Origin of the sequence: Pseudoalteromonas sp. SR45-6 (assembly GCF_014163545.1) — a bacterium.
In the GTDB taxonomy this organism is placed as follows: domain Bacteria; phylum Pseudomonadota; class Gammaproteobacteria; order Enterobacterales; family Alteromonadaceae; genus Pseudoalteromonas; species Pseudoalteromonas rhizosphaerae.
Genome location: NZ_JACJDM010000042.1, coordinates 12,259 through 24,468, shown reverse-complemented (window position 1 = coordinate 24,468; position 12,210 = coordinate 12,259). Strand labels below are relative to the sequence as shown.

The following is a 12,210-nucleotide window of genomic DNA, read 5'->3' as shown; positions in this document are numbered from 1 at the left end:
TAGCACCCTACTTGAAATATTTTTTGGCATTTCATAAATTAATTTATAGCCAAAACGATCGTTATCAACAGGCGATCTATCCACATTCTGATCACTCGTTTTAAAACTCTTAATGAAACGAAAATTCACCACTCATAAAACATAAAATCAATAGCTTAGTAAAATAAAAATAAGATCTTATGTTTTTACTACCCAGCTTTCCCACTTTTTATCAACAGCTTGATCAGAAGATTACATATTGGAATAATTTATTTTATTTATACATATCAAATGATTACGAATTTAAAATAAAAAACATCAAAAATTGTACCTTAAATACTTATACAAACTTCCATTCAAGGCTTTACTGCTGAGTAAACTCAGTTATCATAAGCCTATAAGTAAGCCGTTGTGTGATCAAATAGAATTATGAACTCCGTTAATATCATTATAGGCAGCCAAATGGGATCTGCTGAGTATGTAGGTGAGCAACTAGCAGAGCAGTTAGTTACTCAAGGGATCACTACAGAAGTTCATGATCAACCTAACTTTTCACAGATAAACCAAGAAAATACTATCTGGTTATTGTGTACTTCTACTTATGGTGCTGGTGATTATCCTGAGAACCTTTTATCCTTTGTTGAAGATATTAATCAAGTTAATGATTTAAAAGGATTAAAGTTTAGTGTTATTGGTTTAGGTGACACCAGTTATGATACCTATAACCTCGCTGGCCGTAATCTAGAACAACTTTTAGTAAGTAAAGGCGCGCACTGTATAGCAGAGCGCTTAGAGTTGAATATTCTTGATGAAGAACTACCAGAAGACACCGCATTAGCTTGGTTACCAAGCTGGATCGAGCAAATAAACCGTATTTAATTAAGATCACAGTTTAGATCCAAATTTAAAGTTACCCACAATTTACTGAGTATTTAGATCAGATTGTGGATAAGCTATGATCTAACTGCGTTTTAAGACTATGTTATCCATTGGATAAGATCTGATCCAATACCCCCTGTGCATAAAGAGCCTTTTTGATCAGAGCTTATAATCAGTTAGATCCGATCATATTAACACCTTTAGATCCGATCTAACTTTATGTTTTAATAAGTAAACTAAACCTTATCAACAGAAATCATGCTCAGTAGTAGTAACAGTAATAAAAGATCTCTTTAAAAGATCCTTTATATTATTAGAGATCATTTACTTAGATCTTGGCCACAGTTTAATCATTTATCTTCTGTAAATTTATAGGTAGAATACGCTCCCCCTTGAAAGTTTGCTGGTTGATTAAGTAGGATCCCGAAATGATTTTTCACGAAAATTTTGATGTTATTGTTGTTGGTGGTGGACATGCAGGTACAGAAGCTGCGTTAGCTGCTGCACGTATGGGTATGAATACCCTACTGCTGACTCATAATATGGATACCCTTGGTCAGATGTCATGTAATCCAGCAATTGGTGGTATTGGCAAAGGTCATTTGGTTAAAGAAATTGATGCACTAGGTGGTGCAATGGCCCAAGCAATTGATAAAGGCGGTATCCAATTCCGTACTTTAAATTCTTCAAAGGGACCTGCAGTAAGAGCTACTCGTGCACAAGCAGATCGCGCTTTATATAAAGCTGCTATTCAAGATATTTTACAACACCAAGATAACCTGAAGATCTTTCAGCAATCATGTGATGATCTGATTGTTGAAAATAATAAAGTAACAGGTGTTGTTACTCAAATGGGACTGCGTTTTAGCGCACCTTCTGTGGTATTAACCGTAGGCACTTTCCTTGGTGGCCAAATTCACATAGGCTTAGAAAACTTCAAAGGTGGTCGCGCTGGTGATCCACCTTCAATTGCATTAGCAAATCGTTTACGTGAATTACCATTTCGTGTTGATCGCTTAAAAACTGGAACGCCACCACGTATTGATGCCCGTACAGTTGATTTTAGTAAAATGGAACAACAACCTGGTGATGCTATAACACCGGTGTTTTCATTTATGGGTAAGCAATTAGATCATCCACAACAAATTTCTTGCTTCATCACATACACCAATGAAAAAACTCATGATGTGATCCGCAATAATTTACATCGTTCACCTATGTACTCAGGTGTTATTGAAGGGATTGGTCCACGTTACTGTCCTTCTATTGAAGATAAAATTGTTCGTTTTGCAGATAAAGACAAACATCAAATTTTTGTTGAGCCTGAAGGCCTAACATCTTATGAGCTTTATCCAAATGGTATTTCAACTAGTTTGCCATTTGATGTGCAATTAGAGATTGTGCAATCAATCACTGGCTTTGAAAATGCACATATTTGCCGTCCAGGCTATGCTATCGAGTACGACTTTTTTGATCCACGCGATTTAAAGAAATCATTAGAGACCAAATTTATTGATGGTTTGTTCTTTGCTGGACAGATCAATGGCACTACAGGCTATGAAGAAGCCGGTGCACAAGGCTTAATTGCCGGTATGAATGCAGCATTGCAAGTACAAGGTAAAGAGCCTTGGACACCGCGCCGTGATGAAGCTTATGTCGGTGTATTAATCGACGATTTAACTACACTAGGTACCAAAGAACCGTACCGTATGTTTACTAGTCGTGCTGAATACCGTTTGTTACTACGTGAAGACAACGCTGATATTCGTTTAACAGCAAAAGGTCGTGAACTTGGTTTAGTTAACGATGAACGCTGGCAAGCATTTAATGAAAAAATGGATATCATTGCAAAAGAATCTCAACGGATCAAAGAAACTTGGATCCATAAAGATCACGCTGTAATTGATCAAGTTAATGGCTTACTTAAAACACCATTAACCCGAGAAGCAAGTTTAGAAGAATTATTACGTCGCCCTGAGATCCGTTATAACGATCTAATGGCGATCGAAGGGTTAGGATCTGAGTTTGATCATGCAACAGCGTTAGAGCAAGTTGAGATCCACACTAAGTACGCAGGTTATATTGCTCGTCAGCAAGAAGAGATCAATAAGCAACTTCGTCATGAGTTAACTATTTTGCCTAAAGATTATGATTACTCGATCGTATCGGGTCTATCAAATGAAGTGGTTGCTAAATTAACTGAGGCGCGTCCTGATACAATCGGTCAAGCATCACGTATTTCAGGTATCACGCCTGCTGCTATTTCGCTATTATTAGTTTATCTGAAGAAGCAAGGCTTACTACGTAAAATTTCGTAGTCATTAAGGAATACTGTGTTACAGCAACAATTAACTACTTTGTTAGCGCAAACTGATATTGCGCTAACTGAAAAACAGCAGCAACAATTGGTTCAATATGTTGAGTTACTCAACAAATGGAACAAAGCTTATAATTTAACCTCAGTGCGTTTACCTGAGGATATGATGATTAAGCATATTATGGATAGCTTAGTTGTTGCACCTCACCTACCCGGTCATCATTATATTGATGTTGGTACGGGTCCTGGCCTTCCGGGTATCGTATTAGCTATTGCATTACCTGAGACACAATTTATTTTATTAGATAGTTTAGGTAAACGCGTGCGTTTTTTAATGCAGGTAAAACATGAGCTAGGTCTGAAAAATGTAACCCCGGTGCAGTCTAGAGTTGAAGATTATCAACCAAGTGTTAAATTAGATGGTGTATTGAGTCGTGCTTTTGCATCTTTACAAGATATGGTTGACTGGTGTTCGCACTTGATTGATCATTCAGGTAAGTTTATTGCCTTAAAAGGCGTATTTCCAAGTGAAGAGCTAGAATCTTTACCAGCAGGTGTTAAGTTCGAGCAAAAAATCACCTTGGAAGTACCAAAATTAGATGCGCAAAGACATTTAATTATTCTTTCTAAAGACTAGGGATCAGAGATACTGTGGCAAAAGTCATCGCAATAGCAAACCAAAAAGGTGGTGTGGGTAAAACCACCACAGCAGTTAATCTCGCGGCATCAATGGCTGCAACTAAACGTAAAGTGTTGCTTATTGATCTCGATCCGCAAGGCAATGCAACCATGGGTAGCGGCGTAGACAAATACGGCGATGTGGCAACAATTTATGATTTATTAATCGAAGATAAACCAATTGAAGAAGTTGTTACTAAAGAAACCTCTGGTGAATATCATTTAATTGCTGCCAATGGTGATGTTACCGCCGCCGAAGTTAAACTGATGGAGCTTTATGCTCGAGAAGTACGACTACGCAATGCGCTTGAAAAAATATCTGATCAATATGAATTTATTTTTATCGACTGCCCACCATCACTGAACATGCTTACGGTGAATGCAATGGCGGCCGCGGATTCAATTTTAGTGCCTATGCAATGTGAATATTATGCGCTTGAAGGTTTAACCGCATTAATGGACACAATTACGCAATTAGCCAAGTTAGTTAATCCAAAACTACAGATTGAAGGGATTTTACGTACTATGTACGATCCGCGTAATCGTTTGGCCAATGATGTATCTGAGCAGCTTAAACAACATTTTGGCGATAAAGTATACCGCACCGTGATCCCACGTAATGTACGTTTAGCTGAAGCGCCGAGTTTTGGTGCACCCGCAATGTATTATGATCGGGCATCAAGTGGTGCTAAAGCGTATTTAGCACTTGCCGGTGAAATGTTACGCAGAAAAGAAAAAATATCCCCAATCGTCGCCTAACTTGAGGTAAAAAGAACATGTCTGCTAAAAAACGCGGTTTAGGCCGAGGACTCGATGCTTTATTAAGCTCGTCAAAACCAGCACCGAGTGCCCGCACTGAACAACCCAACGTGAGTGAGCAGGATGTAATTGTTCAGCCAACCAGTAGTGAACTGCAAAAGCTACCGATTGAGTTTTTACACTCAGGTAAATATCAGCCACGTAAAGACATGTCCGAAGAAGCGCTTGAAGAGCTAGCAAGCTCAATTCGATCGCAAGGGATTATTCAGCCAATTGTAGTTCGTCCAGTAGCAGAAAACAGTTATGAGATAATTGCTGGTGAACGTCGCTGGCGTGCTGCACAAATAGCTAAGCTAGACGTAGTACCATGTATCATTAAAGATGTGCCTGATGAAGCTGCGGTGGCCATCGCATTGATTGAAAATATTCAACGCGAAGATCTAAATGCCATGGAAGAAGCGGTTGCATTGCACCGTTTGTTAACTGAGTTTGAATTAACTCACCAACAAGTGGCAGATGCCGTAGGCAAATCACGCACGACAGTAACTAATTTATTACGACTGAATAACCTTAATGATGATGTTAAAATATTGTTGGAACATGGCGATATTGAAATGGGTCATGCGCGTTGTTTATTAGCCCTTGAAGGTGAAGCACAATCTGATGCTGCTCGACTGGCTGTAGCAAAGGCTTTAACTGTACGCGAAACAGAAAAATTAGTTCGTTCAATTATTGAACCTGCCCCTAAAAAAGAAACTTTCGAAAAAGATCCAGATGTCAAACAGTTAGAACAACAATTAGCCGAAAACTTGGGTGCTAAAGTTGAAATTAACTACAACAAAAAAGGCAAAGGAAACTTAGTTATTTCGTATACTAACTTAGAAGAGTTAGATGGAATTTTAAGCCGTATAAATGCAGAGAATTCCGAGCATTAATAAATATCATGTCCAAAAAGAGACATTCGTCGCAAATTTGCACCACAATACACCGACTCAAGTTGCAAAACTGGTAGGAATCAGTATAATTTCGCCAGTTTTCATGCCCTGACAATTAGATTGCCACTAAGGTTAACTAAACGTGACAAATAAGTTAGCGAGGCCATATCGGCTTGCCGCATTAAAATTAATATGTCTTCAGGGTGTTGTAGCATTAGTTGCTGCTGTAATCATTTTTGTTGGTTGGGGAGTAGATGCCGGCCTTTCAGCTATCGCTGGAGGCACTGTAGCGGTGCTCCCTAATTTTGTATTTGTTATCTATGCATTCCGTTATATGGGTGCTAGTAAAGCAAAACAAGTGTTTGCCTCGTTTAAACGCGGCAACGGATTAAAATTTTTGCTAACAATCTTTTTGTTTGCGCTGATATTTAAACTGTATCCGGTAATCTTTTTGCCATTTTTTTGTAGTTTTATATTAGTGATGTTCGTTGGATTGTTCGCGCCAGTTTTTTTTAATCATTAACTTTTGGGATATAACATGGCTGCAGGTGAAGAGCTAACTCTAACGGGTTACATCAAGCACCACCTAACCAACGGTCAGGTGCGTCTATCCGACGACCCTAACAATTGGTGGATGGTACTTAATGTCGATACCCTCGCATGGTCTATCGGTTTAGGATTGATCTTTCTATGGATCTTCAAGCGCGCTGCGAATAAAGCAACGCTTGGTGTTCCTGGTAAATTTCAGTGCTTTATCGAGATGGTCGTAGAATTCGTTGACTCTAACGTGAAAGATACCTTTCACGGTAAAAGTAAACTAATTGCCCCTCTTGCTCTGACAATTTTTGTCTGGGTATTCTTGATGAACTTAATGGATTTAATACCTGTTGACTTCCTACCAACTGCTGCGGCATTGATTAGTGGTGAGTCTTGGGATGTTATTTCAAGCGGTCAATCGCATACTTATATGAAAGTGGTACCTACAACCGATCTTAACTTAACGTTAGCAATGGGTTTAGGTGTATTCGCACTTATCATCTTTTATTCGATTCGCGTTAAAGGCGTTATGGGTTTTGTTAAAGAACTTACATTACAACCGTTTAACGTTAAGAACCCAGTGGTTCAAGCACTATTTATTCCAGTAAACTTGTTACTAGAGCTAGTAACCTTGTTTGCTAAGCCAATCTCATTGGCACTACGTTTATTTGGTAACTTATACGCAGGTGAATTGATCTTCATTCTGATTGCAGCGATTGGCTTATTCCAATTACCACTGCATTTCGTATGGGCTGTGTTCCACATTCTCGTAATCGTATTGCAAGCATTCATTTTCATGATGCTAACAATTGTATACCTGAGCATGGCGTCAACTGATCATTAATCAGACGTCAGTTCAATAAAGATTTTTTTACTTAAACTTTAAACTTTGAAAATTAATCGGAGAAAACAATGGAAATCGTACTAGGTCTTAAATATATCGCTGTAGCGTTACTTATCGGTTTTGGTGCTTTAGGTACTGCTATCGGTTTTGGTAACTTAGGTGGTAAATTCCTTGAGTCTGCTGCTCGTCAACCTGAGCTTGCACCACAACTACAAGTTAAAATGTTCATCGTAGCGGGTCTTATCGATGCTATCGCGATGATCGGTGTAGGTATTGGTCTATACATGTTGTTCGCACTTTAATATTGAAAAAATACTTTATCCGCGATCAACTATTGACTAAGGAGGAGTGGTTGTGAGTTTAAACCTTACTCTACTCGGCGAATTAATAGCATTTATCGTTTTTGTTTGGTTCTGCATGAAGTTTGTGTGGCCACCACTTAACGGTGCTATTGAAGCTCGCCAGAAAAAAATTGAAGATGGTTTAGCGGCCTCTGATAAAGCTGAAAAAGATCTTGAACTTGCTCGTAAAAAAGCAACTGCAGAACTTAAAGAAGCTAAATCACAAGCTGCTGAAATCATCGAGCAAGCTAAGAAGCGTGCAACGCAAATCGTAGACGAAGAGACATCTCGTGGTCACGACGAGCGCGAAAACATCATTGCTCAAGGTCATTCTGAAATTGAAGCCGAGCGTAACCGTGTTAAAGAAGAACTGCGTAAGCAAGTTGCTACTTTAGCGGTTATCGGCGCACAGAAGATTCTAGAGCGCGAAATCAATGAAGCCGCGCACAGCGACATTGTTGAAAAACTTGTAGCTGAGCTTTAATAGGAGGGTCTGAGCATGTCTGAATTGACTACAATCGCTCGCCCATACGCTAAAGCGGCCTTTGAATTTGCCGTTGAAAAAGGCGTAGTTGAGAGTTGGAATGATATGTTGTTTTTTGCTTCAGAAGTGGCGAAAAATGAACAAGTCGCTCAATTCCTAACTGGAAGCGCCTCTGCTGATAAGCAATCAGAAATTGTTATTTCTGTTTGTGCAGAGCAACTCAACGAATACGGTCAAAACCTTGTAAAGGTTATGGCTGAAAATGGACGTTTGACCGCCCTACCAGCTGTTGCACAATTGTTCTCTGCTTTTAAAGCAGATTACGATAAAGAGATTGATGTTGACATCACCTCTGCAACAACCCTTGCTGCAACGCAGCAAGAAACACTGGTAGCGGCACTTGAAAAACGTTTCGCACGCAAAGTTAAGCTGAATTGTAGTGTTGACGAATCACTTGTTGGTGGCCTTATGATTAAGGCTGGAGACACAGTAATCGACGGCACTGTTCGCGGTAAATTAAACCGTTTAGCCACTACACTACAATCGTAATTGGGAAGAAGAGCATGCAACTTAATTCCACTGAAATTTCTGATCTGATCAAACAACGTATTGAGAAGTTCGAAGTTGTAAGTGAAGCTCGTAACGAAGGTACAATTGTATCTGTTACTGACGGTATCATTCGCATCCACGGTCTTGCTGACTGTATGCAAGGTGAAATGATTGAGCTTCCAGGCAACCGTTATGCTATCGCACTAAACCTTGAGCGTGACTCAATTGGTGCAGTAGTAATGGGTCCATACGCTGACCTTACAGAAGGCGTAAAAGTATACACAACTGGTCGTATCTTAGAAGTTCCTGTTGGTGCTGGTTTACTTGGTCGTGTTGTAAACACACTAGGTGCACCTATCGACGGTAAAGGCGCTTTAGATAACGACGGTTTTGAACCTGTAGAAAAAATTGCACCGGGTGTAATCGAACGTAAATCAGTAGATGAGCCAGTACAAACTGGTTATAAATCTATCGATGCGATGATCCCAGTGGGTCGTGGTCAACGTGAACTTGTGATCGGTGACCGCCAAACAGGTAAAACTGCACTAGCAATCGATGCAATCATCAATCAAAAAGACACAGGCGTTAAGTGTGTGTACGTAGCGATTGGTCAAAAAGCATCTACTATTGCTAACGTAGTACGTAAATTAGAAGAGCACGGTGCACTTGCAAATACTATCGTAGTTGTTGCATCTGCTTCTGAGTCTGCGGCACTTCAGTACTTAGCACCGTTCGCGGGCTGTACTATGGGTGAATACTTCCGTGACCGTGGTGAAAACGCATTAATCGTATATGATGATTTATCTAAGCAAGCAGTTGCTTACCGTCAAATCTCATTGCTACTTAAGCGTCCACCAGGTCGTGAAGCATACCCAGGTGACGTATTCTATCTTCACTCTCGTCTTCTTGAGCGTGCATCGCGTGTAAACGCTGAGTACGTTGAAAAGTTCACCAATGGTGAAGTGAAAGGTAAAACAGGTTCATTGACGGCATTGCCAATCATTGAAACTCAAGGCGGCGACGTTTCTGCGTTCGTACCGACTAACGTTATCTCTATCACCGATGGTCAGATCTTCTTAGAAACTGACTTATTCAACTCAGGTATCCGTCCGGCAGTAAATGCTGGTATCTCGGTATCGCGTGTTGGTGGTGCTGCACAAACTAAAATCGTTAAGAAACTAGGTGGCGGTATTCGTCTAGCCCTAGCTCAGTATCGTGAATTAGCTGCGTTCTCGCAGTTCGCGTCTGACCTTGATGATGCAACTCGTGCTCAACTTGAGCATGGTGAGCGTGTAACAGAGCTAATGAAGCAGAAACAGTACGCGCCAATGTCTGTTGCTGAAATGTCTTTGTCGTTATTTGCAGCAGAGAAAGGTTACCTTCAAGATATCGAAATCGTTAAAATCATGGATTTCGAAGCTGGGTTACTTTCTTATGCAAACAGCACATACGCAGAGCTTATGGCTCAAATCAATGAAACTGGTAACTACAATGCCGAGATCGAAGCGCAGCTTAAAGAACTTCTAGAGAAGTTTAAATCTACGCAAACTTGGTAATTTAGTTATAAATGGTGCGCTTTAGTTCGCTAAAGCACACCTTGATTCGGAGAAAGAGTCATGGCCAGCGGAAAAGAGATTAAAAGCAAGATCGGTAGTATTAAAAATACTCAAAAGATCACTAGCGCTATGGAAATGGTTGCTGCGTCTAAAATGAAAAAGGCACAGGAACGAGTGGCTTCAAGCCGTCCGTACGCTGAAAATTTACGCAAAGTGATCGGTCATGTTGCTAATGCTAACCTTGAATATCGCCATCCATATATGGAAGAGCGTGAGGTCAAGCGCGTTGGTTATATCGTCATTTCTACCGACCGTGGTTTATGTGGTGGCTTGAACTCTAATGAGTTTAAGAAAGTATCTTTAGATATCAAAGCGTGGAAAGAAAAAGGTGTTTCTGCAGATTTCGCAGTTATGGGCTCAAAAGCCGGCACTTTCTTTAACCGTTTTGGTGGAACAGTACTTGCCAAAAAATCAGGGTTAGGCGATGCGCCTTCTATTACCGACGTAATTGGTCCGGTAAAAGTAATGCTAGAAGCATTCAATGAAGGCAAATTAGACCGCTTGTATGTGGTTTACAACAAGTTTGTAAATACCATGAAGCAAGAGCCAACAATCGATCAGTTGTTGCCTTTGCCAAAAGACGAAAGCAAAGAACTTGCACACCGTTGGGATTACATTTACGAACCAGATCCAAAAGCAATTTTGGATACATTAATGGTTCGTTTTGTGGAATCTCAAGTATACCAAGGTGTAGTTGAAAATGCTGCCTCTGAACAGGCCGCCCGTATGGTTGCAATGAAAGCTGCAACTGATAACGCTGGCGACCTTATGGATGAGTTACAGCTTGTTTATAACAAGGCTCGCCAAGCGGCAATCACACAAGAAATTAGTGAGATTTGTTCTGGTTCAGCAGCAGTTTAATGCTTCGGGCAAAGATTAACGAGAGGAATAGACATGAGTTTAGGTAAGGTCGTCCAAATTATCGGCGCCGTTGTGGATATTGAATTTTCACAAGACAGCGTGCCAGCCGTATATGACGCGTTAAAAATAACAGATGGCGATTTAGCTGGTTTGACTCTAGAAGTTCAACAACAGCTAGGTGGCGGTGTGGTACGTACTATCGCACTAGGTACTACTGACGGTTTACGCCGTGGTGCATTAGTATCAAACACAGGTGAAGCGATTCAAGTTCCAGTTGGTAAAGCAACGCTTGGTCGTATCATGAACGTACTTGGTGAGCCAATCGATGAAGCTGGTCCAATCGGCGAAGAAGACCGTATGTCTATTCACCGTGCAGCGCCTTCATACGAAGAGCAATCAAGTTCAGTAGAACTTTTAGAAACTGGTATCAAGGTAATCGACCTTGTATGTCCATTCGCTAAAGGTGGTAAAGTTGGTTTATTCGGTGGTGCCGGTGTTGGTAAAACCGTAAACATGATGGAACTTATTCGTAACATCGCAATCGAGCACAGCGGCTACTCAGTATTCGCCGGTGTTGGTGAGCGTACTCGTGAGGGTAACGATTTCTACCATGAAATGAACGATTCAAACGTACTTGATAAAGTATCGCTTGTATACGGTCAGATGAATGAGCCTCCAGGTAACCGTTTACGCGTAGCGTTAACAGGTCTTACTATGGCTGAAAAGTTCCGTGACGAAGGTCGCGACGTACTTTTCTTCGTAGATAACATCTACCGTTACACACTTGCTGGTACTGAAGTATCTGCACTTCTTGGTCGTATGCCATCAGCGGTAGGTTACCAGCCTACACTTGCTGAAGAAATGGGTGTACTGCAAGAGCGTATCGCATCTACTAAGACGGGTTCAATCACTTCAATCCAAGCGGTATACGTACCTGCGGATGATTTAACGGATCCATCTCCAGCAACAACGTTTGCTCACTTAGATGCAACAGTAGTACTTTCGCGTGATATCGCGTCACTTGGTATCTACCCAGCGGTAGACCCACTTGATTCATCATCACGTCAACTTGATCCATTAGTAATTGGTCAAGAGCACTACGATACAGCACGTGGCGTTCAGACAGTTCTTCAGCGTTATAAAGAACTTAAAGACATCATTGCAATCCTAGGTATGGACGAGCTTTCTGACGAAGATAAGCAACTTGTATCTCGTGCACGTAAAATCCAACGTTTCCTATCTCAGCCATTCTTCGTGGCAGAGGTTTTCACAGGATCACCGGGTAAATACGTGTCACTTAAAGACACAATTGCTGGCTTCAAAGGCATCTTAAACGGTGAATTTGATGATATGCCAGAGCAAGCGTTCTACATGGTTGGCTCTATCGAAGAAGCTCAAGAAAAAGCCAAAAACATGTAATTAGGAGGGTAG

The 12,210-nt window shown here is 40.7% G+C and carries 13 protein-coding genes; all 13 read left to right on the top strand.

The features are described from left to right. The first annotated feature begins 408 nt into the window (after positions 1-408). The 13 genes from H5158_RS16375 to atpD all read left to right on the top strand — a co-directional run bounded on the left by H5158_RS16375 (position 409) and on the right by atpD (position 12,198). Positions 409-858, top strand: a complete 450-nt coding sequence (locus H5158_RS16375; protein ID WP_145241703.1) for a flavodoxin domain-containing protein — start codon at positions 409-411, stop codon at positions 856-858. 428 nt (positions 859-1,286) lie between these two features. After that, complete coding sequence (mnmG, locus tag H5158_RS16370; RefSeq protein WP_182740439.1) at positions 1,287-3,176, top strand: tRNA uridine-5-carboxymethylaminomethyl(34) synthesis enzyme MnmG; 1,890 nt, start codon at positions 1,287-1,289, stop codon at positions 3,174-3,176. Positions 3,177-3,191: 15 nt separating this feature from the next. Next, complete coding sequence (gene rsmG / locus H5158_RS16365) at positions 3,192-3,812, top strand: 16S rRNA (guanine(527)-N(7))-methyltransferase RsmG (RefSeq protein WP_149983167.1); 621 nt, start codon at positions 3,192-3,194, stop codon at positions 3,810-3,812. A 14-nt stretch (positions 3,813-3,826) separates the two neighbouring features. Then, positions 3,827-4,612: a ParA family protein gene (locus H5158_RS16360; RefSeq protein WP_145241697.1), complete on the top strand. Its 786-nt coding sequence runs from the start codon at positions 3,827-3,829 to the stop codon at positions 4,610-4,612. Between the two features lie 17 nt (positions 4,613-4,629). Further along, positions 4,630-5,547, top strand: coding sequence for a ParB/RepB/Spo0J family partition protein (locus H5158_RS16355; RefSeq protein WP_145241695.1), 918 nt, complete (start codon positions 4,630-4,632; stop codon positions 5,545-5,547). A gap of 142 nt (positions 5,548-5,689) precedes the next feature. Beyond that, entirely contained in the window at positions 5,690-6,070 is a 381-nt protein-coding gene (locus H5158_RS16350; protein ID WP_145241693.1) for an ATP synthase subunit I, read from the top strand. A 15-nt stretch (positions 6,071-6,085) separates the two neighbouring features. Next, a complete protein-coding gene (atpB, locus tag H5158_RS16345) occupies positions 6,086-6,928 on the top strand; it encodes a F0F1 ATP synthase subunit A (protein ID WP_145241691.1) in 843 nt (280 codons plus the stop codon). A 68-nt stretch (positions 6,929-6,996) separates the two neighbouring features. Next, positions 6,997-7,230, top strand: a complete 234-nt coding sequence (atpE, locus tag H5158_RS16340; RefSeq protein WP_009838908.1) for a F0F1 ATP synthase subunit C — start codon at positions 6,997-6,999, stop codon at positions 7,228-7,230. 52 nt (positions 7,231-7,282) lie between these two features. Next, the gene (atpF, locus tag H5158_RS16335) at positions 7,283-7,753 is read left to right on the top strand and encodes a F0F1 ATP synthase subunit B (protein ID WP_145241689.1); all 471 of its coding nucleotides are present in this window, start codon (positions 7,283-7,285) and stop codon (positions 7,751-7,753) included. Positions 7,754-7,768: 15 nt separating this feature from the next. After that, a complete protein-coding gene (gene atpH, locus H5158_RS16330) occupies positions 7,769-8,302 on the top strand; it encodes a F0F1 ATP synthase subunit delta (protein ID WP_145241687.1) in 534 nt (177 codons plus the stop codon). A 14-nt stretch (positions 8,303-8,316) separates the two neighbouring features. Beyond that, entirely contained in the window at positions 8,317-9,858 is a 1,542-nt protein-coding gene (gene atpA, locus H5158_RS16325; protein WP_145241685.1) for a F0F1 ATP synthase subunit alpha, read from the top strand. A gap of 60 nt (positions 9,859-9,918) precedes the next feature. Beyond that, the gene (atpG, locus tag H5158_RS16320) at positions 9,919-10,779 is read left to right on the top strand and encodes a F0F1 ATP synthase subunit gamma (protein ID WP_145241683.1); all 861 of its coding nucleotides are present in this window, start codon (positions 9,919-9,921) and stop codon (positions 10,777-10,779) included. A 33-nt stretch (positions 10,780-10,812) separates the two neighbouring features. Continuing rightward, positions 10,813-12,198 (top strand): F0F1 ATP synthase subunit beta, encoded by a 1,386-nt coding sequence (atpD, locus tag H5158_RS16315; RefSeq protein ID WP_145241681.1) that lies wholly within the window; start codon positions 10,813-10,815, stop codon positions 12,196-12,198. The last annotated feature ends 12 nt before the right edge of the window (positions 12,199-12,210 follow it).